The sequence below is a fragment of the Streptomyces sp. NPDC043685 genome, from assembly GCF_056436585.1.
This window is the reverse complement of the sequence record NZ_JBWKCH010000011.1, coordinates 171,696-196,030: the sequence shown is the minus strand read 5'-3', so window position 1 is coordinate 196,030 and position 24,335 is coordinate 171,696. Positions and strand designations below refer to the sequence as shown.

General features: G+C 71.7%; 18 protein-coding genes. 11 read left to right on the top strand and 7 right to left on the bottom strand.

The window, feature by feature from the left end; genetic code table 11:
• Positions 1-128 precede the first annotated feature (128 nt).
• From AC0665_RS31995 to AC0665_RS31980, 4 genes are all read left to right on the top strand, one after another.
• On the top strand, positions 129-635 hold the full coding sequence (locus AC0665_RS31995) for a hypothetical protein (protein ID WP_478706370.1): 507 nt from the start codon (positions 129-131) through the stop codon (positions 633-635).
• 356 nt (positions 636-991) lie between these two features.
• Positions 992-2,407 carry a family 2B encapsulin nanocompartment shell protein gene (locus AC0665_RS31990; protein WP_468638859.1) on the top strand — a complete coding sequence of 472 codons (1,416 nt, stop codon included), beginning with the start codon at positions 992-994 and terminating at the stop codon, positions 2,405-2,407.
• 70 nt (positions 2,408-2,477) lie between these two features.
• Positions 2,478-3,809 (top strand): family 2 encapsulin nanocompartment cargo protein terpene cyclase, encoded by a 1,332-nt coding sequence (locus tag AC0665_RS31985; RefSeq protein ID WP_478706369.1) that lies wholly within the window; start codon positions 2,478-2,480, stop codon positions 3,807-3,809.
• A 15-nt stretch (positions 3,810-3,824) separates the two neighbouring features.
• Positions 3,825-4,712, top strand: a complete 888-nt coding sequence (locus AC0665_RS31980; RefSeq protein WP_478706368.1) for a geranyl diphosphate 2-C-methyltransferase — start codon at positions 3,825-3,827, stop codon at positions 4,710-4,712.
• A gap of 63 nt (positions 4,713-4,775) precedes the next feature.
• Here the strand turns inward: AC0665_RS31980 and AC0665_RS31975 are convergent, their stop codons facing one another.
• The 4 genes from AC0665_RS31975 to AC0665_RS31960 form a co-directional block, all read right to left on the bottom strand.
• Positions 4,776-6,062, bottom strand: a complete 1,287-nt coding sequence (locus AC0665_RS31975) for an APC family permease (RefSeq protein ID WP_478706422.1) — start codon at positions 6,060-6,062, stop codon at positions 4,776-4,778.
• 533 nt (positions 6,063-6,595) lie between these two features.
• Complete coding sequence (locus tag AC0665_RS31970; protein ID WP_478706367.1) at positions 6,596-8,464, bottom strand: GMC family oxidoreductase N-terminal domain-containing protein; 1,869 nt, start codon at positions 8,462-8,464, stop codon at positions 6,596-6,598.
• On the bottom strand, positions 8,461-9,822 hold the full coding sequence (locus AC0665_RS31965; protein WP_478706366.1) for a hypothetical protein: 1,362 nt from the start codon (positions 9,820-9,822) through the stop codon (positions 8,461-8,463). Before AC0665_RS31965 ends, AC0665_RS31970 begins: the two co-directional genes overlap by 4 nt.
• Positions 9,823-10,083: 261 nt before the next feature.
• Positions 10,084-10,797 (bottom strand): FadR/GntR family transcriptional regulator, encoded by a 714-nt coding sequence (locus AC0665_RS31960; protein WP_478608623.1) that lies wholly within the window; start codon positions 10,795-10,797, stop codon positions 10,084-10,086.
• Between the two features lie 208 nt (positions 10,798-11,005).
• Between AC0665_RS31960 and AC0665_RS31955 the strand changes: the two genes are divergently transcribed.
• From AC0665_RS31955 to AC0665_RS31945, 3 genes are all read left to right on the top strand, one after another.
• A complete protein-coding gene (locus AC0665_RS31955; protein ID WP_478706365.1) occupies positions 11,006-12,553 on the top strand; it encodes a fused MFS/spermidine synthase in 1,548 nt (515 codons plus the stop codon).
• A 288-nt stretch (positions 12,554-12,841) separates the two neighbouring features.
• Entirely contained in the window at positions 12,842-14,020 is a 1,179-nt protein-coding gene (locus AC0665_RS31950) for a Cmx/CmrA family chloramphenicol efflux MFS transporter (RefSeq protein WP_478608627.1), read from the top strand.
• Positions 14,021-14,090: 70 nt separating this feature from the next.
• Positions 14,091-14,600 (top strand): hypothetical protein, encoded by a 510-nt coding sequence (locus AC0665_RS31945; protein WP_468412368.1) that lies wholly within the window; start codon positions 14,091-14,093, stop codon positions 14,598-14,600.
• 24 nt (positions 14,601-14,624) lie between these two features.
• On the opposite strand, the gene AC0665_RS31940 is transcribed toward AC0665_RS31945, so the two are convergent.
• Entirely contained in the window at positions 14,625-15,548 is a 924-nt protein-coding gene (locus AC0665_RS31940) for an Imm49 family immunity protein (RefSeq protein WP_468638873.1), read from the bottom strand.
• Positions 15,549-15,980: 432 nt separating this feature from the next.
• On the opposite strand from AC0665_RS31940, the gene AC0665_RS31935 reads away from it, so the two are divergent.
• The 3 genes from AC0665_RS31935 to AC0665_RS31925 all read left to right on the top strand — a co-directional run bounded on the left by AC0665_RS31935 (position 15,981) and on the right by AC0665_RS31925 (position 20,356).
• Positions 15,981-17,414: a 3-hydroxybutyrate oligomer hydrolase family protein gene (locus AC0665_RS31935; protein ID WP_478706364.1), complete on the top strand. Its 1,434-nt coding sequence runs from the start codon at positions 15,981-15,983 to the stop codon at positions 17,412-17,414.
• A 116-nt stretch (positions 17,415-17,530) separates the two neighbouring features.
• Positions 17,531-18,853 carry an aldehyde dehydrogenase family protein gene (locus AC0665_RS31930; protein WP_478706363.1) on the top strand — a complete coding sequence of 441 codons (1,323 nt, stop codon included), beginning with the start codon at positions 17,531-17,533 and terminating at the stop codon, positions 18,851-18,853.
• 189 nt (positions 18,854-19,042) lie between these two features.
• Complete coding sequence (locus tag AC0665_RS31925) at positions 19,043-20,356, top strand: phytase (protein ID WP_478706362.1); 1,314 nt, start codon at positions 19,043-19,045, stop codon at positions 20,354-20,356.
• Between the two features lie 125 nt (positions 20,357-20,481).
• On the opposite strand, the gene AC0665_RS31920 is transcribed toward AC0665_RS31925, so the two are convergent.
• On the bottom strand, positions 20,482-21,546 hold the full coding sequence (locus AC0665_RS31920; protein WP_478706361.1) for a fatty acid desaturase family protein: 1,065 nt from the start codon (positions 21,544-21,546) through the stop codon (positions 20,482-20,484).
• Positions 21,547-21,708: 162 nt separating this feature from the next.
• A complete protein-coding gene (locus tag AC0665_RS31915; protein WP_478706360.1) occupies positions 21,709-23,232 on the bottom strand; it encodes an alpha/beta hydrolase in 1,524 nt (507 codons plus the stop codon).
• A gap of 123 nt (positions 23,233-23,355) precedes the next feature.
• On the opposite strand from AC0665_RS31915, the gene AC0665_RS31910 reads away from it, so the two are divergent.
• Positions 23,356-24,300: a helix-turn-helix domain-containing protein gene (locus AC0665_RS31910; RefSeq protein WP_478608891.1), complete on the top strand. Its 945-nt coding sequence runs from the start codon at positions 23,356-23,358 to the stop codon at positions 24,298-24,300.
• Positions 24,301-24,335: the final 35 nt, after the last annotated feature.

Sequence of the window (24,335 nt, the reverse complement as noted above, 5' to 3'; positions counted from 1 at the left end):
CCACCCAGGACGAGACCCTTGGCGCTCCCCGTAGGCTACCGATCGGTCACCTCGGGGGAGGGCTCGTCCGGGGACTTCCGGGCAGACCACTGGACCCTGGTCGAAGGTGAGGGGGAGGGAAGAGAGCGATGTCCGACGTGGACTTCTACGCCCACGTCGCCACTCGGGGCGATGTGCTGGGCGTGGGCATCGGCGCGCAGCCCGCCGAGTGGGAGTCGACGCTCGGCGCCGACTTCCTCGACACCGAGGACGGCGGCCTGCTGCGCCGGGACCACGGACTGGTGGAGTTGTCGTTCCAGGAGCAGGGCGAGTCCTGGCCCTGCTTCGGGGTGAGCGTTCAGGCGCACCGTCTGCGCTGGGACACCGAGTCGTCCGTACCGGTGGCCCTGCGCGGCGCGTACGGCGCGTTCGCTCCCTCGACGCGATTCGGGGGCCTGGCCGTCGCGATCGCCGGACTCGGCTGCTCGGTCGAACCCGAGCCGGACGAGGGCGGCACGACAGGGGACCTGTACCGCTACCGGGTGCCCGAGTCCGGCGTGCGGATCTTCGTCCGCGCGGACGAACCCGGCCAGGGGCGGGCAGGCGAGGTATGGAGCCTCAGTGTGTCTCCCGCGTGGTGGCACGCGGCGGGCTGACAAGTCCGGCCCCCGGAACAAGCCGTGCGTCACGAGCGGACCGTGACGTCTCTCAGCTACGGCTACGGCCCCGACCCGACGCCGCCCTGCCCGGAGGGCAGTTCACCGACCTGCCCTCATGCAGCGCCCCCGGCAGCGATCTACCTCGCGGGCCGATAAACCGCAATCAACAGATTGTCACTGCTTCGAGGTAAGCACCTCGTCTTCCCAGTGGATGCGGCCCGGTCAGTGGTTACTTTTCTGCGGGTGGACGGATCCGCGTGGTCCTTCCCGTTCGTCGCCCACTCCTCCCTGTCTCCCGGTCGGCGCACCCTGTGCGTCGGGCGCCCCCGCCGTGCAAGGAGAAACACCCTCCGATGACCGTTGACAGCACCCAGGAAACGCAGACCACCCGCGACGCGCCGCAGCAGTCCCTCAGCACCGCGGCCGCCCGCAACCTGGCCACGACCACCAAGTCCGCACCGCAGATGCAGGAGATCACCTCCCGCTGGCTGCTGCGGATGCTGCCCTGGGTCGAGGCCGAAGGCGGCGCCTACCGGGTCAACCGGCGGCTGCGACACACCGTCGGTGACGGGTGCGTCGAGTTCGTCCAGGAGGGCGCCACCGTCCGCGTGATCCCCCGGGAACTCGGTGAACTGGCCCTTCTGCGCGGATTCGAGGACACCGAGGTCCTCACCGCCCTGGCCGGCCGCTGCGCGCAGCGCGACTTCGAGGCGGGCGAGGTCCTCGTCGAGCGTGGTGGTTCCGCGGACGGCATCCACCTGGTCGCCCACGGCCGGCTCAGCCAGACCACCGAGGGCAAGTACGGCGAAGAGATCACCCTCGACATGCTCGGGGACGGCGACCACTTCGGTGAGCACGCCCTGCTCGACTCCGACGCCCGCCACGACTGCACCGTCACGGCCCAGACCTCCGGCACCCTCCTCACCCTCTCCCGCGCCGACTTCACCGCCGTACAGGCCTCCGCCCCCGCCCTTCAGGCCCACGTCGACTCGTTCCGCTCCCGCGCGCGGCAGCGGCAGAACAAGCACGGTGAGGCCGAGATCGCCCTGTCGGCGGGCCACGTCGGCGAGGCGGAACTGCCCGGCACCTTCGTCGACTACGAACCGGCGCCGCGCGAGTACGAACTCTCCCTCGCGCAAACCGTGCTGAGGGTCCACACCCGGGTCGCCGACCTCTACAACGGGCCGATGAACCAGACGGAGGAGCAACTCAGGCTCACTGTCGAGGCCTTGCGCGAGCGGCAGGAACACGAGCTGATCAACAACCGTGACTTCGGGCTGCTGCACAACGCCGACTTCAAGCAGCGCATCCAGCCCCGCTCGGGGCCGCCCACCCCGGACGACATGGACAACCTGCTCTGCCGCCGGCGCGGCACCAAACTGTTCCTCGCCCACCCCCGGACCATCGCCGCCATCGGGCGTGGGTTCAACGCGTGTGGTCTCTACCCCGACCACGTGGACCTCGGCGGCCAATCCGTCCCCGCCTGGCGCGGCGTTCCCATCCTGCCCTGCAACAAGATCCCGGTCAGCAAGGAGCAGACCAGCTCCATCATCGCGATGCGCACCGGCGAGAAGAACCAGGGCGTCATCGGCCTGCACCAGACCGGACTGCCCGACGAGTACGAACCCGGCCTCTCCGTGCGGTTCATGGGAATCAACGAACAGGCGATCATCTCCTACCTGGTGAGCACCTACTACTCCGCCGCGGTGCTCGTACCCGACGCCCTCGGCGTGATGGAGAACGTCCAGATCGCCCCCACGCCCCACTGAGGTCAACAAGGCACAGTCGCCCGCATCACGTCGCCCGTGATGGGGCACCCACCGCAGCAAGGAGCCGCCGATGCCCGACTCCGGGCCCATCGGACCATCCCATCGTGAACAGCAGTCGGCAGCGCCGTCGGCCGTGCCGGACACGGCCACGCCCCCGGTAGGCGACCGCCCGGCCCGGCCGCCGGCCCCGCAGTTCCTCGCCGCACTGCATCCACCGGTCACCCTCCCCACCCCGTCAGCACCTTCGACGGCCGTCTCCGCCCCGCGGGACACACCCGTCGCGACCGCGGACGACCACTTGGCCCTCCAGCGGATCCTGCGCGGACCGGCCGGAGTCGGCACGACCTCGCTCTCCGTGGCCCGCAGGCCCCAACTCCCGTCCCCGGACCCGGTGGTGCCCCCTGCCCCCGTGCCGCCCGCCGAGGGGCGAGCCGTCCCCGGCCTCTACCACCACCCGGTCCCGGAGCCCGACCCGGTACGTGTCGAGGAGGTGAGCCACCGGATCAAACGCTGGGCCGAGGACGAGGTGCAGCTCTACCCCGAGGAGTGGGAGGGGCAGTTCGACGGGTTCTCCGTCGGCCGTTACATGGTCGCCTGCCACCCCGACGCCCCGACGGTCGACCACCTGATGCTCGCCACACGGCTGATGGTCGCGGAGAACGCGGTGGACGACTGCTACTGCGAGGACCACGGCGGCTCACCCGTCGGTCTCGGCGGGCGCCTCCTGCTCGCCCACACCGCGCTCGACCCTCTCCACACCACCGCGGAGTACACGCCGGCGTGGCAGAAATCGCTCCTGTCGGACGCGCCGCGCAGGGCGTACCGCAGCGCGATGGACTACTTCGTCCGCGCGGCCACACCCTCCCAGGCCGACAGGTACCGGCACGACATGGCGCGGCTGCACATGGGCTACCTCGCCGAGGCCGCCTGGGCCGAGACCGGTCACGTCCCGGAGGTGTGGGAGTACCTGGCGATGCGCCAGTTCAACAACTTCCGCCCCTGCCCCACGATCACCGACACCGTCGGCGGCTACGAACTGCCCGCCGACCTGCACGCCCGGCCGGACATGCAGCGGGTCATCGCCCTGGCCGGCAATGCCACCACCATCGTCAACGACCTGTACTCGTACACCAAGGAACTCAACAGCCCGGGCCGCCACCTGAACCTGCCGGTGGTGATCGCGGAACGCGAGCAACTCCGCGAACGTGACGCCTATCTGAAGGCCGTCGAGGTCCACAACGAACTCATGCACGCCTTCGAGGCCGCCGCCGCCGACCTCGCGGCGGCGTGCCCTCTGCCGAACGTGCTGCGATTCCTCAAGGGCGTGGCCGCCTGGGTCGACGGCAACCACGACTGGCATCGCACCAACACCTACCGCTACAGCCTGCCCGACTTCTGGTAGAGAACGGACCATTCTGTGACCACTGAGACCACCTCCACCTCCCCCTCCACCGCCACCGTGAAGATCCCGGCCCCGGCGACGCCGTACCAGGGAGACATCGCCCGCTACTGGAACAACGAGGCACGGCCGGTCAACCTGCGCCTCGGTGACGTGGACGGGCTCTACCACCACCACTACGGCATCGGCGCCGTGGACCACGCCGCGCTCGGCGACCCGGAACACAGCGAGTACGAGAAGAAGCTCATCGCCGAGCTGCACCGGCTGGAGTCGGCCCAGGCGGAGTTCCTCCTGGACCACCTCGGTCCCGTCGGCCCCGACGACACCCTCGTCGACGCCGGCTGCGGTCGCGGCGGGTCCATGGTCATGGCCCACCGCCGCTTCGGCTGCAAGGTCGAGGGCGTCACCCTGTCCGCCACCCAGGCCGACTTCGGCAACCGGCGCGCGGCCGAGCTGCGGATCGAGGACCATGTCCGCTCCCGCGTGTGCAACATGCTCGACACGCCCTTCGAGAAGGGCAGCATCACCGCTTCGTGGAACAACGAGTCGACCATGTACGTCGACCTCCACGACCTGTTCGCCGAACACTCCCGCTTCCTGAAGGTGGGCGGACGGTACGTGACGATCACCGGCTGCTGGACTCCCCGCTACGGCCAGCCGTCGAAGTGGGTCTCCCAGATCAACGCCCACTTCGAGTGCAACATCCACTCCCGTCGCGAGTATCTGCGCGCCATGGCCGACAACCGGCTCGTACCGCAGACCATCGTCGACCTGACCCCGGACACCCTGCCCTACTGGGAGCTCCGGGCCACGTCATCGCTGGTCACCGGAATCGAGAAGGCGTTCATCGAGTCCTACCGCGACGGCTCCTTCCAGTACGTCCTGATCGCAGCCGACCGGGTGTGAGCCCGCCCTCGCGGGCCGGGGCCGGGGCCCACCACCGGCCCCGGCCCGCGAGGCACGCTCTGTTCAGACAGGCTTCCGCTCGTCCTCGTCGTCCTCGTCGGCCCGCCGGGTGCGCCGCGCGGCGCTGAGGGCACCGAGCACCGTTCCCACCGTCACGATCGCCAGTCCGCGCAGCCACACCTGGGCCTCGATCTGCGTGGCGAGCAGGACACAGGACGCGATGCCCAGCACCGGCAGTGCGGTCGGGGCGCGGAAGTGGTCGGCCTCGCCCCGGTCGCGGCGCAGGACCAGCACCGCCGTGTTGACCATGAGGAAGACGACCAGCAGGAGCAGAACCAGGGTGGACGCCAGGGTGGCGACGCTGCCGGTCAGCGCGAGGAGCATCGCCAGCAGCGTGGTGACCGCGATGGCGGCCCACGGCGTACGACGCCCCGGCAGCACCTTGGCCAGAGCGGCGGGCAGCAGTCCGTCCCTCGCCATGCCGTAGGCCAGGCGGGAGGACATGATGCCGGTGAGCAACGCCCCGTTGGCCACGGCGACGAGCGCGATGGCGCTGAACAGGCGGGTCGGCACGCCTCCCGCCTCCTCGACGACCTCCAGCAGCGGCCCGCTCGACGCGGCCAGCCGGGCGGTCGGCACCGCGGCCGACGCGGCGATGCCCACCAGCACGTACACGGCCCCGGCGGTGGCGAGCGCACCGAACAGGGCGCATGGGTAGGAGCGCCGCGGGTCACGGGTCTCCTCGGCGACGTTCACCGAGGTCTCGAACCCGACGAAGGAGTAGTACGCCAGGACCGAGCCGCTCAGCACGGCCGCCGCCGCCCCCTTCTCCGGCGTGCCCAGTTGTGTGAGGCGCCCGACGTCGCCGTCACCGCGCAGCAGCAGCCACGCGCCGAGGACGACGATGACGACCAGTCCGCCCACCTCGATGACGGTGGCGACGACGTTGGCGCGGGTCGACTCCTTGATGCCGCGCGCGTTGACCAGAGCGAGGAGGGCCAGGAACAGTACCGCCACGAGCCCCACGGGCAGCGTCACGAAGGCCGACAGGTAGTCCCCGCCGAAACCGCGGGCGAGGGCCGCGACGGAGACGATGCCGGCGGCCAGCATGCAGAACCCGGCGACGAAACCCGCAAAAGGCCCGAAAGCGCGCGTTGCGTAATGGGAGGCTCCGCCCGCCCGGGGATACTTCGTCGCCAGCTCGGCGTAGGAGGCGGCGGTCAGCAGCGCCAGCAGCAGCGCGACGACCAGGGGCACCCACACCGCACCTCCGGCATCGGCCGCGATCTGGCCGACCAGGACGTACACTCCGGCGCCGAGCACGTCCCCGAGAATGAAGAAGTACAGCAGCGGGGTCGTCAGCGCACGCTTGAGTGCCGGTCCCCGCCGGTCCCCTCTCTGTTCCCCTGTCTCCGCCGCCACTGTGTTCCCGACTTTTCTCGCCATACCGCGTCGTGTCCCCCGTACCGCGGAATGCACGCTCGGCTGTGACCAGGCGTTCGGTCGGCATCAGGCGTACACCGGCGAGGTGCGAGCACGCAGGGGCGGGCGGTGCGGCTACGCGGCACTGCCGTGGCCGGCCTCGTCCGGAGCACCCAGCGGCGGCGTCGGACCGTCGTCTTCCCTCACCCTGCGTCCCGGTTCCGTCTCGTCCAGCTCCCAGTGATGACGGCACTCCTCACACCGGGGGCCTTCCACCCCCACGTCGAGCACCTCCCCGTTGGGGCAGTCCGTGCCGTCCCCGCGACCCTCACACGCTTCCCCACCGTCCCCCATGTGTTCGACCGTGCCGCCGACCCCGGCCCGTGCGGGAGGGCGCCGGTGGGGGCGCACAGGCGCTCACCGGCGGTACAACGTCTCAGCACCCACTCGACGAGTCCGTGTCACCGCCCGTCACGGCGGACGGCCCGCTCGGTCACGGCGCGTGCCAGGGCCATGATGGTGATCTGCGGGTTCACACCGGGGGACGACGGCAGCAGGCAGGCGTCGGCGACCAGCACTCCTTCCGTTCCGCGCAGTCTCCCGTCGGGACGTACGGGGAAACGCTGATCGTCCGCTCCCAGGGCGGCGGTTCCCGTGGGGTGGAACGCCGACAGGTGGAGGCGGCGGTGACCGGTGCGGCGGACGACGTCGTCGAGGGCGTCCGGTGAGGTGACCGACGGGTGCGCCGGTATGCCGGTGAGCACTTCGCGGGCGCCCGCGGCGAAGAGGATGCGGCCCATGTGGGTGATGGACCGCAGGAGTCGGTGACCGTCCTCGGCGTGCAGGGCGTAGGAGGCGACCGGGCGGTACGCGCCGCGTACGCGTCCGGAGGAGCGGTCCGACACCATCGCACCGAGGAGGCCGAGGTTTCCGGCGTCGTTCAGCTCGCGTTTCAGTTCCCTGCCGAGGTGCGGGAGGACGAAGGACGTCATGCCGGGAGGTGCCGCGGTGGCCTCGATCAGAATTCCGTCGTGATGCCATTCGTCGACACCGACGCTCTGCAGGACGTTGGGGCCCGCGCCCGGACCGGTGACGGGCTCCGCGAAGCGCCCGGCGACGCTGACAGCCGGGTGGATCGCCAGGTTGCGCCCCAGCCGAGGGTGTCCCGCCAGCCCTGACCGCCGGAGCAGGGCCGGACTGTGCAGGGCCCCCGCCGCTACGACGACGAGGCCGGTGCGCAGAGTGAAGGTCGTGCCGTCCGGACGTGCCGCCTCTACGGCGATGGCGCGCCGGGCGCCCGCCTGGTGTTCGGTGATGACGCGGGTGGCGCGGGCGCGGGTGACGATACGGGCTCCCGCCGCGCACGCCGCGGGCAGCACGGACAGGTGCACCGCCTGCTTGGCGCCGCTCGGGCAGCCGGCGACGCATTCGCAACAGCCCCCGCACTCCGTGGCGTTGCGGCGCAGCGCGGCGGCGGACCAGCCCAGGCGTTCGGAGCCGAGAAGAGCCAGACCGCCATTGCGGCCGAGGACCGACGGGTCGGGTACGCCCACGCCGAGGAGGGTCTCCACGTAATCCATGTGACGGGCGAAGGAGGCGGGTTCCGCCAGTGCGACCCCGTGCGTGCGATGCCACCGTTCCAGCACCGGGCCGGGTGTGCGCAGACATGTGCCCGAGTTGACCAGTGTGGTGCCGCCGACGGCCCGGCCGAGTGGCAGCAGCACGGGCGGCACGCCCCAGGCCAGGGTGGCACCACCGTCACGGTAGGCGTCGGCGAACCGGTCCAGGGGCGGGCGCGAGGCGAGCTCCTCCGTCGGGAAGTGCCGTCCTTCCTCCACCACCACGACCGAACGTCCGGAGGAGGCGAGGGTGAGCGCCGCCACGGCTCCGCCCGCCCCGGAACCGATCACCACCGCGTCCACTCGGTCCTCGTCTGGCCAGTCGGACGACGGGCAGATGTCCAGCAGGGGATCGGCCCGGACGAAGGGCCGGACGGGCCGCGACGAGTGACGGCTCGCCCCCGCGGCCAGCAACAGGGGGATCTTCACACTGTCCATAAGGACCTCGAAGCCCGGCAGCCGGACCAGTCGCCTGAGCAGCCGCTCCCGGCTGTCCGGCGGCAGGCAGTGGGCCCGCCGCCCCGTGGTCAGCAGGGAGAATCCATCGAACGCCAGGTCCGCCGCACGCAAGCCGGTCCGTACGTACGGCGGCAGGGACGACAGGAAGCGGAGCAGGCGATCCGGCACCTGCCGCTCCCACTCCGGGCCGTGGGCGTCCTCACCGACGTCCAGCAGGACCGCCGCAAGGGCACGGCCGCGATCCGCCGTCACCGCAGCCCCACCTCCGCGTGGGCGGTGCCCCGCACGTCCCAGACCTGCTCAGGCCGCCAACGGCCACCGCGCCGCCGCTCCAAGGAGACCTGGACATCGGCCCGCTCACTGTTGTGACAGGTGGCCCGGCTGCCGTCCGGGTCCGTGTAACCGACAGCGGTCCGGCTCTCCTCGGGCAGGTGCACCCGCACCGCGATACGGCGCCCTCCCGCGCGGCCCCGCACGGTCCAGGTCGGCAGCCGGGGCCTCCCTCGGAACCGTCCGGCACCCAGGAAGCCCAGCGAACTGCGCCAGTCGCCTCGCGGCCAGTCCCGTCCAGCCCGGCGCAACCGGAGGAACACCAGCGGCGGCAGAAGCCGCAGCAGGGGCAGGCCGGAGACGGCCGTCACCACTTCAAGAACGGTGTCGTCGTCAAGGTCGGCGTGCAGCCAGGCCCAGTGGTGGGCGTTGCCTCGGCCCGCGATACGGGCGTTCGCCCCCAAGGCGCCTGCCAGAGGGAGCGGTTGACCGTCCAGGCGCACAGAGCCGGAGTAGCGTGCCCGTGCCTGCGGGACGGCGTGCACGGCGGGCAGCACCCGGCGCTTCCAGGCCAGCCGGGGAAAGGTGTGCAGGGGCGCCGAGTCCGCGGTCACCTTGAGATCCCAGGCCAAGCGCCCGGTCTGTCCCCGCAGTTCATGAGGGGTGGCGGAGGCCGAGGGGGAGTGGAAGCCCGGCAACTGCCAAGGGGAGCTGTCGCCGTCCGAAGAGGCCGTGCCGTCCGGCAGGTCGTGCGGGCCGAAGCGGTCGAGGACCGGATGCGCGTCCGGCGGGTACACCGCGGCCCAGCCGTGGGTGTAGGGGGTGCCGCTCACCGGGCGCACCAGCTCGTGGTGGAGCCAGTATCCGGTCCCGGTGTCCGGATCGGTGAAGGTGCTGTACCAGACATTGAGGCGGTCTCGGCGAGCCGCCGTGAGGACCTCGGCGGAATCGGTGGCCGCGGGAAAGCGCCAACTCGCCGCGAACGAGGGCAAGCTGCGCAGACGGAACCGGAGCAGGCCTTCGCCGGTGACGGAGGAGGAGAGGTCTCCGTCGGGTCCCTCGGCCGGGCGCACACGGATCGGCAGGACCGTCATGGAACGCAGCGGACTGTGCCAGACAGGGGACTTGTGTCCCTCCAGGACATAGGCGTGGCCGTCCAGGCCTGTGAAGCGCACGTGGTAGTCGATCCGGCCCTGTGACAGCGGTGCGATGAGCATGCGGCCGGAGGCATGCAGGTCGTCGGCCCAGCCGCCGACGCGAACTCGGCCGCTGAGAACGGCCGTTGTGGAGCCACAAGGGCGGATGACGCTGGGAGCGTCGACCCGCAGGTCGAGTGTCACGGGTCGGCTTCCGCTCCCTGCCATGTCAAGCCGCAGTGTCCCCTTCATGGTTTCCGCGAAGCGCGTTCCCCGGCGTGCTGCCATGTACGGCACCCTTCCTCTCCGAATGGTCCGGGTCGTCCGCCGCGGGCCGCGCGGCCGGGATCGAGGCTCAGTGGCTGAGTGGCTCATCCACTGAAGGCAGAGAACCAGCCCGTCTCCACCAGGTCAAGCCCTCAACGCGCTTCCCCGCCCCGGACGATGTCCGTTCGCCCCCCCGTGCTACTTCCGCCGACGCCTGTGTCGTGCCAGGTCGGCCGCCATCTCCTCCGCCGTCACCTGGAGGTAGTCCTCCGCGGCGCGCCCGGCTTCCTCCACCTGGCCGCTCGCCACGGGGTCCACCACCTGCCGGAGTCGGTCCGCGGCAACCGCCGGGTCCGCGAACGGCGTGCTCATGGCATGGCGGACCGGCAGGTAGGCATTCAGCAGGGTGTTGGTGAGCAGCAGGTAGACGCGGTTGCCTGTGGCGCGGGCCAGCTCCCGGTGCACTTCCGCCTCCGCGAGTTGCGCACCGGCCGAGTCCGCAGCCTTGGCCACCGCGTCGACCACGGCATGGAGCCGGACGCCCTGCGAGGCCCTGCACCGGGAGGCGGCCTTGCGCGCGATGATCCCGCCGATGGCCCGGCGTGCCTCGAACACGTCCGGCAGCCACCGGCCGTCCTGACCCACGAGCAGGGGAAGGAGGTCCACGCCGCCGGACGCGAGGAAGTCCAGGACCCGCGTGCCCACGCCGTGCCGCGTACGCAGCAGTCCTGCCTGCTCCAGCCGGGACAGCGCGTGCTTCAGTGTCGTGCGGGTGACGCCGTAGGACGCGGCGAGTTCCCGCTCGGGTGGGAGCAGGGAGCCGGGCTGGTGGGTGCCGTCCAGGATGTCCGTGCGCAGGCGCTCCTCCAGTACGTCCACGACGGACTGGCGGACGATCGCTTCGGCTGGCATGGCCGCACTCCTTCGGTTCGGTCCGCGCCCCGCCGGTCGATCCGGGGGGCGCGTGTCGAATCTACGCGGGCAGTGGACCAGCGCGAACTTCCCACCGTCAAGCGGCATCCGCCTGCGACGGGGCGGCCACCCGCCGGGTGACGGCCATGCTTGCAGGGGCCCCCGAGCAACCGGTGAGACGGCATCCGGAATCGAACCGCGTGCAAGAATGTCGCCCGTGACCGGATCGTCGTCATCGTCGCCTGTCGCCGAGAGCACGCCCGGCCGTGCCGGTCTGGGGCCCCGCGCCGCCGCCACGCTGGTGTTCGGATCATCGGCAGCGGTCCTGGTGGTCGAGATCGTCGCCTTGCGGTTGCTCGCTCCCTACCTCGGCCTGACGCTCGAGACCAGCACCATGGTGATCGGCATCGCGCTCACCGCCATCGCCTTCGGCTCCTGGCTGGGCGGACACATCGCGGACCAGGTCGATCCACGCCGGCTCATCGGCCCTTCCCTCGGGGTGTCCGGAGCCGTGGTGGCGGTCACCCCGGCCGTGCTGCGCGGCAGCGCGGAGTGGGCCCCGGCGGTGCTCCTGGTGATCGCGTCGCTGACCATCCTGGTGCCGGGCGCCTTGCTGTCCGCGGTGACCCCGTTCGTGACGAAGCTGCGTCTGACCAGCCTGGCGGAGACGGGGACGGTGGTCGGCCGGCTTTCGGGAGTCGGCACCGTCGGCGCCATCGTCGGCACCGTGCTCACCGGCTTCGTCCTCGTGTCGCGGTTGCCGGTCAGCGGCATACTGCTCGGCCTCGGAGCGCTGCTGGTGGCCGGCTCGGCGTGGTTCGAGTGGCGAACGCGCGGGTGGAGCGGCGCCCCCGCCCTGACGCTCGTGGTCGTGGCAGGCGGTCTCGCCGTCACGGCCGCGCCCGGGGCCTGCGACGTGGAGACCAAGTACCACTGCGCAAGGGTCGTCGCGGATCCCGACGGAGGCGGCGGCCGCACACTCGTACTGGACGGGCTGCGGCACTCGTACGTCGACCTCGACGACCCCACCCAGCTGAAATTCGCGTACGTGCGCGCCATCGCGTCGGTCGTCGACGCCGCCTTTCCGCACGGTGAACCGCTTGTCGCCCACCACGTCGGCGGCGGTGGGCTCACCCTTCCGCGTTACCTGGCGGCCACGCGGCCCGGCACGCGCAGCCTCGTCTCCGAGATCGACGGGGGAGTGGTGGGCATCAACCGCGAGCAACTCGGTCTGCGCCCGGGGGCGGGTGTCGACGTACGCGTCGAGGACGGCAGGCTGGGCCTGCGGCGACTGGAACCGGGAAGTCGAGACCTCGTCGTCGGCGACGCCTTCGGGGGAGTCAGCGTGCCGTGGCACCTCACCACGCTGGAAGCGATGACCGAGGTACGGCGGGTTCTCGACGAGGGGGGCGTCTACGTCGCCAACCTCATCGACCACGGTGGCATGGACTTCGCACGCGCCGAAGTGGCCACGCTCGGCGAGACGTTCGAGCACATCGCCCTCCTCGGCGAACCCGCCGACATCGGCCACGGTCCGACCGACGACTCCAGGGGCGGCAATCTGGTGGTGCTCGCCTCCGACCGGCCGGTCGACCTGCGCGCGGTCCAAAAGGCGCTCGACGCCCGGCAAACCGGCTGGAAGATCACCACCGGAGAGGACCTCACCTCCTGGACCGGCGATGCCCGACTCCTCACCGACGATCACGCACCCGTGGACCAGCTCTTGCAGCCCAACAGTCCGCAGAACGGCCGGTGACGGCGAGGCCCGGCCGCAGAAAGCCCAGCGGCTCGACGACGTCGGTGACACAGGCCGAGTCAGTGAAACCGAGATGCCTAGAGGGGCATCGGTCGGGTAGCGTGCGGGCCATGTCGAGTCCTGAGTCGGACACGGTGGGGGCTTTCGGTCACGCCGTCAGCCCCCTGAACCATTGAGTTCGTAATCCTGCCGTCGCGCCGCCTTCAGCGGCCCGGCGCGTCAGCTCTCGGGGCTGGCCGCGGTGACGAGATGACCTTCTCGTGCTTCTCCTCACCTCGGAGCCACTCGATGCCTCTCCCGCTGTACCTGCTTGCCATGGCGGTCTTCGCCATGGGCACCTCGGAGTTCATGCTCGCCGGTCTCCTGCCGGAGATCGCCTCGGATCTCGACGTGACAGTCGGGACGGCAGGCGCTCTCACCTCGGCCTTCGCGATCGGCATGATCGTCGGTGCCCCGCTTGTCGCCGCGCTTGCCCGCCACTGGCCCAGGCGCTCCGGCCTTCTCGGGTTCATCCTCGCCTTCGCGGCGGCTCACGCCGTGGGCGCCGTCACCACCAGCTTCACCGTCCTGTTCGCCACCCGGGTCATCGCCGCGCTGGCGAACGCGGGGTTCCTCGCCGTCGCTCTGACGGCCGCCGCCTCACTGGTCCCGTCCGACAGGAAGGGACGCGCGCTGGCCGTGCTGCTGTCCGGCACGACGGTGGCCACGATCGCCGGTGTCCCCGGGGGCTCGGTGCTCGGCACGATGTTCGGCTGGCGGGCCGCCTTCTGGGCTGTCGCCGCCCTCTGTCTGCCTGCGGCTCTCGGCGTCCTCAAGGGGATCCCGGCAGGGCGTGACGAGGTTGAGGAGACCGGCAGGCCGGCGTTGCGAGCGGAGCTCACCCGCCTCGCACGGCCGCGGCTGATCCTGGTGATGCTGCTCGGCGCCCTGGTGAACGCGGCCACCTTCGGAAGCCTCACCTTTCTCGCCCCCGTGGTGACCGACAGCGCTGGGCTGGGTGAGCTGTGGGTCTCTGCCGCTCTGGTGCTCTTCGGTGCCGGTTCCTTCGTGGGCGTCACCGTCGCCGGCAAGCTGTCCGACCGGCGTCCCGGCCCGGTCATCGCGGTCGGCGGTCCGCTGCTGCTCATCGGCTGGCCGGCCCTGGCGATGCTGGCCGACGAGCCGGTCGCCCTGTTCACCCTCGTCTTCGTGCAGGGCGCCCTGTCGTTCGCGCTGGGCAGCACGCTGATCACGCGGGTCCTCTACGAGGCCGCGGGAGCCCCCACCATGGCGGGCTCGTATGCGACCGTTGCGCTCAACGTCGGCGCCGCCGTCGGCCCCGTCCTGGCCGGAGCCACCCTCGGTACCAGAGCCGGAGAGCTCGGACCGCTCTGGGCAAGCGGCTGCCTCGTCGCAGTCGCGCTGCTCATCGCCTTCCCCCTGCTCACCGCTCTCACGGCGGCCCGGAGCACCGAGGTTCTCCGGTGACACCTGCATCGTCTCCGTAGGATCACAGCGTGGCCTTCATGGCCTCGACCGCGATCTGAAGCGAGGGCCCATGGTGCGGCTGTACCGGCGCGAGAGCGGCTACTGCGAACCGGAGGAAGTGGATCCGGGGTTGCGGGAGGCGATCGCTGGCCATGCGGAAGCGTGCTCGCTCGGGGACGTCCTGGCGAACGCGGTCGCCTGCTGCCTGACCGTCAGCACCCGCCTCTACACACCGGGCCTGCTGTCCCGCTGGAAGGGCATGGCCGACCCGGACCCGGAGCACCGGACGCTCGCCCTGTTCACACCGCGCTGGTTCGTCGTGGCGGTGACCAGGTCCTCGACCGGAACGACGGTCCTGTCCGCACGGCTGGACGGCATGACCCTGGCCGAGCACAGCGCACTGGCCGACCGGTTCCCCGGGCGCCGCCGCCTGCCCGAGGACAGTGGTGTCACCATCACGGCCCTGTGGTCCGGCCGATCCGAGCAGAGTTCCTGCCATGTCGCGCTGGGCGACGACGCCGACGGCAGCTTCTTCTCGCAAGCGCTGCGCGAGGCAGTCGCCCGTGCCAAGCGGAGCTGAACCACGCGGGTGGGTCGTACCTCGTCAGTGGTGCGGGGCCTGCAACAGGGAGTCGGGCAGGTAGTCGGACCGGACGCCCAGCTTCCAGCCGTGGGCGAGGCAGGCGAGCGCGGCCACGGCCACGGTCCGGACCGGGAGCAGGGTGCGAGGCGCAGGGTCGGTGCCGACGCTCGCGCGATGCTCCAACAGCCTGTCGGCCAAGGCCTGTTCGAAGACCGGCTGGTCGTCGGCGAGCAGGGTGCGCAGCAGCCGCTGGTCCGGGTCCAGGGGGCCGGCCGCGTCGAGCCGTTCAGCGGCGCGAAGGCGCACGTCGGCCGCAGGCCTCTCCAGCGGGACGGGGCCGGGAAGAGCGCCGGGACGAGGCCCCTGCACGATGGTGAGGTAGTCGCAGAGCGCGTCCATCTCGGCGAGGCCGGACGGTGTGGAGACCGACTCCCGCTCCGAGTAGGGCACCGCGTCGCGGATGGCGGGGGCGTAGTCCTTGCTCAGCAGCGGGCCGATGACGCGGCCACGCTCCCACACGAGGCCGCTGATCACGCACAGAGCGAAGGCCCGGACCCAGGTCTGCGCGGTGGTCGCCGGTGCCGCCGGTTCCCAGCGTTCGTCGTAGTGCATCTCCTCGCTGGTGAGCGTCTCGTCGACGAGGGGGAGGGGAACGTCCCAGTCGCCGTTCGGGAAACAGCCCAACGTCAGCTCCCCGAGAGCGCACTCCGCCGCCGTGAGCAGGATCTGACGTGACTTCGGCGTCTCCAGCGCGGGGTCCTCCAGGGTGCGGGCGGCCACGAAATCGAGGAGGTCGCCGCCCATCTCCCGCAGCCCCTGCCGGAGAGGACGGCCGCCGTGGCGCAGGTCGGACCAGTGTCCGATGGCCCGGCGGATACCGCGGTGGAGGGTGTCCTCCACGCGCTCCTCGGCAACCTCGTGGCGTACCACGTCCATGATCGTCATACCCGCCATGATGCCAGCGGCCACTGACAGCGAGCCGGGGCCGCGCACCGCCGACCGGCGAGGAAGACGCCCAGCGAGGTCAAAGAGACAGCCCACAGTGCGATCGGGGGACTGACCGGCCGAGATTCCGCCTGAGTTGACCTCACGAACCGCAGCCTACGTCGATCACGGAGGGCCACCGCCTGCGGTCGGCGGCACGCTCGATGCGCCGACTGAGCAGCAAGTGGCCGCCGCCGGATCAGGCCGGCCAGCCCGCGTCGCCGACAAAGGACGTGTCCCGGCGGACCGACGTTTCCTGGCATACCCGTCGGGGTCCGATGGTGCCGGCAGCCACGCCACGGCCCCGGATAGTGGGCGGCGGCCCCATAGGGAGCGGCGAAACCGCGCTATAGCGTCCCGCGCATCCCAGTCCCCGACCGCGGAGGCTCACGCATGCGTTTCTCCTTCCGCCCCCCGGCATCCTCGCGGCGACGCGGCGGACCGGCGGGCCTGGCCCTGGCCGCCCTCGTCGTCACCCTCACACCCGCGCCCGCGGTGGCCGTACCGACCGGCCCGGGCGGCCTCCACTGCACGGGCCTCACCCAGGTACGTGTACCAGGGGCGGAGTACCAGCGGGCAGCCTGCCTGGACGAGCTGACCACGGCGGGCACGGTCGCGTCGGGCCACACCGATCCGGCCGACTGGGCGGGCCTGACCCCCAAGGACCTGGCCGTACCCAGCGGGGTCCCCGGCCTTCAGATCGACGGCTACTTCCCCGACACCTCCACCACCAACACCAACCACGGATGGAACCACGACGCCCAGTTCGTCATCCGCCTGCCCGACCGGTGGAACGGCGGTCTGGTGGTCGCAGGCACCCCCGGCAACCGGGAGCAGTACGCCAACGACCGGGCCATCGCCGACTGGGTGCTGTCCCGCGGCTACGCCTACGCCGCCACCGACAAGGGCAACACCGGCCTGGCCTTCCACCGGGACGGCAAGGAGCCGGGCGACGCCATCGCCGAATGGAACGACCGGCTCACCCAGCTGACCCGGGCCGCCCGGGCCACGGTCGCCCGGTACTACCACCGACCCCCGGCACGCACCCTGGCGACCGGGATGTCCAACGGCGGGTACCTCGTGCGCTGGCAGTTGGAGAACCGTCCGGGCCTCTACGACGGGGGAGTCGACTGGGAGGGCACCCTGTGGCGCTCCGACGGCCCCACCCTGCTGAACTTCCTGCCCGAGGCGCTGCGCCACCACCCCGTGTACGACGCCGGGGGCGAGGAGGCCGACGCGGCACGCAGAGCTCTGCACACCGCCGGTTTCCCGGCCGGTTCCGAGTTTCTCTGGCCGTACCACCACAAGGTCTACTGGGACCTGACCCAGCGCATCTACCGCGAGGAACTGGACCCCGGATTCGACGGCCCCATCGAGGCGGGCACGCCCTTCTGCGCACCGGGAACACCGGCCTGTGACGCCGACTACGACTATGCCGCCCGGCCCGGCGAGGTTCACCGAGCCGTGGAGAAGATCGCTCTGACCGGGCGGATCGGCAAACCGCTGATCACCCTGCACGGCACCCTGGACGTCCTGCTGCCCATCGGGCAGGACTCCGACGTCTACGCCCGTATGGTGCGCCGAGCCGGCCGCGGCCCCCTGCACCGCTACTACCGCATCGAAGGCGGCACCCACACGGACGCCCTCGTCGACACCTTCCCGGGGCGTCTGCGCCCGCTCACGCCGTGCCACCGCTCGGCCTTCACGGCCCTGGAGAGCTGGCTCGAGCCCGGACACCGACCGCCCGCCTCCCACACCGTCCCGATGCCCGCACGCGCGGACGCCGCGGCACTCCTGCGCGACTGTCCCCTCGATGTCCACTCGTAGGAGGAGGCTCCGGCCTGCTGTGACACACGGCACGGACGGGGTGCGGAAAGGATGGAATCAAGGGGAGCGGTCAAAAGGTTGCTATATACATCCGACTGTGAGCCTGTGAGGTACCCGTGAACCACTCCGCCCCTGAGCAGCCCGCCGACGTCGTCGCCCGGCTGCGCGCCACCTTCCGCACCGGCCGTACCAAGCCCGTCGAGTGGCGCACGGCCCAGCTTCGCCGGCTGCGCGACCTGCTGACGGAGCACGGCGCCGACATCGCCGTCGCCCTCCACGCCGACCTGGGCAAGAGCGCCACGGAGGCCTACCGCACCGAGATCGACTTCACCGTCCGGGAGATCGACCACACCCTCGACCACCTCGCCGACTGGCTGCGCCCCGAGTCCGCCCCGGCGCCGGCCCACCTCGGCACCGATGTGACGGTCTGGACGCAGCACGACCCGCTCGGCGTCGTCCTCGTCATCGCCCCCTGGAACTACCCGGCCCAGCTCCTGCTGGCCCCCGTCGTCGGCGCCCTGGCCGCGGGCAACGCGGTGGTCGCCAAGCCGAGCGAGCTGGCCCCCGCCACCTCCGCCGTCCTGGCCCGCCTGCTGCCCGCCTACCTCGACGCCGACGCGGTCGCCGTGGTGGAGGGCGGGGTGCCCGAGACCACGGCCCTGCTGGCCGAGCGTTTCGACCACATCTTCTACACCGGCAACGGCACGGTCGGCCGCATCGTGATGCGCGCCGCCGCCGAGCACCTCACGCCGGTCACCCTCGAACTCGGCGGCAAGTCCCCGGCGTTCGTCGACCGCGAAACCGACCTGACCGTCGTCGCGGACCGGCTGGCCCACGGCAAGTTCCTCAACGCCGGACAGACCTGCGTCGCCCCCGACTACGTCCTCACCGATCCGGACACCGCGGCGGCTCTGGAGCCGCTCCTCGCGAACGCCGTGCGGGCCCTGTACGGCAGCGACCCGGCCGCCTCCGGCGCGTACGGGCGGATCATCAACGAACGGCACTTCGACCGGCTCACCGGCCTGCTCGACTCCGGCCGCACCGTCGTGGGCGGCACGGGTGACCGGACGGCGAAGTACCTCGCGCCGACCGTCCTGGCCGACGTCGACCCCGACTCGCCCGTCATGCGGGAGGAGATCTTCGGTCCCATCCTGCCGATCGTGACGGTTCCCGGCCTCGACGAGGCGATCGACTTCGTCAACGACCGGGACAAGCCGCTCGCCCTGTACGTCTTCACCGAGTCCGACGGGACGCGGCGCCGGTTCGCCGACGAGACCTCCTCGGGCGGCCTGGGGTACGGCCTGCCGCTCGCCCATCTCACCGTCTCCGACCTGCCGTTCGGCGGAGTGGGGGAGAGCGGCATGGGCAACTACCACGGGCGCTACTCCATCGAGACCTTCAGCCACCGCAAGGCCGTCCTGGACAAGCCGCTGCACTGACGGGGGACGGGCGGCGCACGTCGCCGCACAGCCCCTTCACCGCGCCGCTCACGCCCGTACCGTTGGGCGGTGAACGGCAGTTGGCGTGCGGTCGGCTCCACCGTGATCACGTGTACAGAACGCCGCCTCCTGCGTGCAACGTTCTCCCCGCACGATGGCATGTCCTCGACGTCGACCAAGGAAGTGGCTGTGAGAACACACCGCACCCGGCGCAGAACCGCCCTCGTCCTGTCCGCCGCCGCACTCCTCCTCCTGGCCCCCGCCCGGGCCGGGGCAGAGGGCGGGGCCCTGCCGACGGTGACGCCCGTCGCCGAGACCCCGCCCCTCTTCGACGACGAGGCGGGCGGCAACTCCGACGCCGACGACCCGGCGATCTGGCGCAACGCGGTCGACCCCGGCCGCAGCCTCGTCATCGCGACCGCCAAGGAGGGCGGACTGCGGGTGTACGACCTCGGCGCCCGCCTGGTGCAGACGCTGCCCGCGCCCCGTCCGCCCGCCGAGCACGACGCGCCGGGCCGGTACAACAACGTGGACCTCGTCACCGGCCTGCGCACCGCCACCGGCCGGGCCGACGTGGCCGTGGTCAGTGACCGCGGCACCGACCGGCTGCGGATCTACCGCATCGACCCGTCGAGGCCCGGCGGCCCGCTGACCGACATCACCGACCCCGCCGTCGCCCCGGTCTTCTCCACCGGCCAGGACGAGATCAACGACCAGCGCACCGCGTACGGCCTCGCGACCTGGAAGGACACCTCCTCCGGGCGGACCTACGCCCTGGTCAGCCGGCGAGAGCGGACCAGCCTCGCACTGGTCGAGCTCAGGCCGACCGCCGGCGGGACGGTCACGTACCGCAAGGTCCGCACGCTCGACCTGCCCTCGTCCTTCCGCCTGCCGAACGGCACGACGTGGTCCCCCTGCGCGGAACCGGGTGAACTCCCGCAGGTCGAGGGCATGGTGGTGGATCCCGCGACCGGTACGCTCTACGCCGCTCAGGAGGCGATCGGCATCTGGCGGATGCGCGCCGACCTCACCGCCGAACCGGTCCTGGTGGACAAGGTCCGCGGGTACGGCGTCCCCGGCGTCTACGACGAGGAGACCGAGGAGTGCACGCCCGGTGCCGACCCCGGCTTCGGCGGCGAGCGGCTCTCCGCGGACGTCGAGGGCCTGACGCTCTTGCAGGAACCGGACGGCGACGGCTACCTCTTCGCCTCCAGCCAGGGCGACGACACCTTCGCCCTGTACGACCGCGAGGTGAGCGAGAAGAACGAGTACGAGGGCGGCTTCCGGGTCGGGGCGGCCTCCGCGACGCTCGACGGGTCCGAGGAGTGCGACGGAGCCGCGGTGCTGAACGCGCCGCTCGGTCACCGCTACCCCAACGGCCTGCTGGTCGTCCAGGACGGTCACGACACCCCTGACGTCCCCGACGGAGAGGGCAGCACGCGTACCGCGACCGGCTTCAAGTTCGTCGACCTGCGCGACGTGGTGGACGCCGCCGACCTGTAGGGCCGGCCGGTACGTCGACCTCACCGCCGCCGGGTGCCGCACCGCACCCGGCAGCGGATGCGCGGTCGGGGCGCCCGCCCGGCTCCTGAGGCGGCCCGGTCACAGCCGGGCCGCCCGCCGCCGGGTCAGCCCTCGGCCGGGGCACGCAGCGGTTCGCCGACGCTCCTGAGGTGACGTAGCGCCTCCCGGTGCGAGGCGATCAACCCGGTCCGGTGGTACGGGATGCCCAGCTCCGCGCAGTACCGCTCGGTGATGACCTGTGCCCGGGCCAGCGCGGGGGTCGGCATGCTGGGGAAGAGGTGGTGCTCGATCTGGTAGTTGAGCCCGCCCATGAAGGCGTCGATCACCACGCCGCCCCGGACGTTGCGCGAGGTGAGGACCTGGCGGCGCAGGAAGTCCAGCCGGGTCCCCTCTTCGATCATCGGCATGCCCTTGTGGTTGGGCGCGAACACCGAACCGAGGTAGACGCCGAACAGCGCCTGGTGCACGACCAGGAACACCACCGCCTTGGCGGGGGAGAGGACGGCGAACAGGCCGCCGAAGTAGAGCACGAAATGCGCTACGAGCAGCGTGCCCTCGAGTACCGGCCGTTTCACCGACGTACTTTTCAACGCCCGGAAGCTGTTGAAGCTGAGATTCAGGCCTTCCAGTGTCAGCAGCGGGAAGAACAATGCGGCCTGGTGCTTCCCGACGAAACGCGGCAACCCTCGGGCCTGACGTGCCTGCCGACGCGACCACACGAGAATGTCCGGTGAGACGTCCGGGTCCTTCCCCTCGTGATTGGGATTCGCGTGATGCCGGGTGTGCTTGTTCATCCACCACCCGTAGCTCATGCCCAGCAACAGGTCGGCGACCAGCAGCCCCCCTGCCTCGCTGGGACGCCGACGGGTGAAGACCTGCTGATGGGCGAGGTCGTGCGCGGCCAGTCCGAGCTGGCCGAAGACCACGGCCGACGCGACCGCGACGAACAACTGGCCCCAGCTGTCCCCCAGCGCGAGAAAAGCGCCGACGCATCCCGCAAGCGCCAGGGCGACCAGTCCGAAACGGACCGTGTAATACAGCGGACGGCGACGCAGCAGCCCCTCCTCCGCTATGCGCCGGGACAGTTCGGAGAAGTCGCTACCCCTGTTCTGCTTCTCTCGTCCTCCTCGCGTCGGCGGGTCCACCGGAAGCACCATTGAATTGGTCATGGGCCTGAGTATTCAGATCTTCCGCCCTGGGCAGAATGGCGCCCGCCCCCAGAAGAAGGTGGAGTCAGCGCCACCCCAGGACCGGGGGAAGACCGCAGCACACCCGAGCGGCGGCCAGGGGCACTCGCCCCCGGCCGCCGGTGGTGCCGGGTGGGGCGGGAGTCAGCCGGCCAGGTGGCTGACCACCGCACGCATCGCCCGGCGCAGGGCCGGGACGGTCTCCTCCGGCGCGTCGAGCGTCTCGAACGCGTGGTGGCCGTTGGGGACATCGACCAGCTCGAGCCGCGCCGCACAGTCGGCGGCCGCGGTCACGAACGCCTCGACGGTCGCGGCGATCTCGGGTGCCTCCCGACCGGCGCGGAGGAGGACGAAGGGCAGAGCGCCCGCCTGATCGACCGCCCTTGCGGGATGGAAGCGGCTGCCGGCCATCCCCCACGCGGGAAGAGGGGCCAGGACGGGATAGGACGCGGCCAGGCAGCGCAGCCAGGCGGGCGGCTTGATCAGCCAGTCCGTGGTGAGGAGGCCACTGCCGGAGAAGAACCACAAGGCGATCCGGTCGGCGTCCACCCGCGAGTCGGCCCGCACCAGTTCCACCCCTGCGGCGATGTCCGCCGCCGCGCGGTCATAGTCCGCGAGGTCGTGGAGGCCGTGGTCGAGCGTCACCCCGACCATGCCCTCGGCGGCGGCCAGGCGGGCGTACCCCACCAGGGCCGGCCACTCGCGCGGGCGTGGCCGCGCCCCGGCGGGCACCGGCCCGCCGTGCACGAAGACGACGGCCGGTCGCGGGCCCTCCCCCTCGGGGACGTACAGATCGACGCTCCCCCGGCGGTCCCGAGGCAGCTCGGGGACGTCCAGCGGGAACGGGCGCAGATGGGCAGGCGCCGTCGCGTCGTCCCCGGCCGGACGCAGGCGGTGTCCCGCACCGTCCGCGGCCCGCAGCAGGACGTCGGCCAGCGCGGCGGGGCAGGACAGCATCGGCCAGTGCCCGGTGGGCAGTTCGAAGAAGGTGACCTGAGGTTCGGTCAAGGCGGCCAGCGCGGGGTCGCCGAAGTCGACCAGCCGCTGCACCTGGTCGATCGTGGCGCCGTTCCGGGCGCACAGCACACCGGTGACCGGAACCGCGGCCACCGCTCCGGTCAGCCGCAGCGGCTGAAACAGAGTTCCCAGCGGCTGAGGCATCGCCAGGGCGGTCAGCCGTTCCATGGCCGCCTCACCGACACCGTCGGTACTGCCCCAGCGCTCCCACCCGGCACCGGCCGGTGGCGCCAGCACACCCTCGCGCTCGCCCGCCTCGGCGCGTCCGGCCAGTTGCGCGCGCAGAGCCTGGTCCGGTACCGCGGCCAGCGCCGGAACACCGTTTCGCGGCATCCCGCAGTCCAGGTACACCACGCGCGCGATGCGCTCCGCCCGCCGGTCGGCGGCGCCGAGCACCGGGTGGATCCCGTAGTCATGACCGACGAGCACGATCTCACGCCCGGACGTCGCTTCCACCGCGTCGATCGCCGCGATCACGTCCTCGATGTGCGTCTCAAGACCGACGTCCGCCGGTGTGGCGGGCCGGTCCGGGTCGATGCCCGTCAGCGCGACCGAGTGCACCGCGCTGCCCGCCGCGACCAGCCGCTCGGCCGTCTCCTGCCACACATGGGCCCCCGTGAACGCCCCCGCCACCATGATGAACACCCGCACAAAACCCTCCCGCAACTCGTCACACGGCGCGGCGCCGTTCGCGCACGCCATCGTCCGCGGGCCACGGCGTCGGCCCTCGCCCGCGCCCCGGTACCGTAGGAACTCCCCCTGAGGGAGGTTCAACTGTCCACGTCACGCGAGTCGTTGTGGAGCATCGGGGAACTCGCCGAGCGCGCCGGTGCCACCGTGAAGACCGTCCGTTTCTACTCCGAGCAGGGCTTGCTCCCGGAAGCCGCCCGCAGCAGTGGCGGCCACCGCCGCTACGGCCCTGCGGCCCTGGAGCGGCTCCAGCTGATCCGCTCCCTGCGCACCCTCGACCTGCCCCTGACCGAGATACGCCGCGTCCTCGACGACGAGGACACCGCCGGAGGCGCGCTGGAAGACGCCGTCGACAGCCGTCTGCGCGAGCTGGGCAACGAGGTGAAGGCCCTGCGCTGGCGGGAAGCGGCACTCCACCTGGTGCGGGACTGCCCGCCGGCCCAGCGTGCCGGGCGACTGAGACTGCTCACCGCGCTCGGCACCCCGCCGAGCACCGCACCTCTGGCGAGGTTCTGGCGTACCTGGCTGCCCCCGCGCATGCCACCTCGGGCAACCGCGGCCTTCCTGGACGCGGCCGTTCCCCAGCCGCCCGACGAACCGCACCCCTCCCAGGCCCTCGCCTTCGCCCGGCTGCACGCGATGACGACGGCTCCCTGCCCGGACGGCCGGCAACCCCAGCCGGAGGTGCACCGAGTAGCGGGAGCCGGCGGCGCCGCCCAGCTGTACGCGGGCCTCCTCGAAGCATTCGAACTCGCCGCGCCACACCTGCGCAGGGCACACGACCCGCATCCGGGCGAGGCCCTTGACGCCTACGTCGCGGCGTACGCGAGCGCCTACCGCAGCCGCGACACGCAGGACTTCCGCCGCTCACTGGCCGCCCGTCTCGCGTCCGAGCCGCGACTGGACCGGTACTGGGAACTCACCGCCGTCGTCCTGACCCGGCCGGGCAGCCGCCCACAGCCCACCCCGGGCTCCACGGACGCCTGGCTGCGCGCGGCACTGAGACGGGACAACGCCCGGGCGGCGTGAGCCGGGGCGCCGAACGGGGGCCGGACGACCGGGCC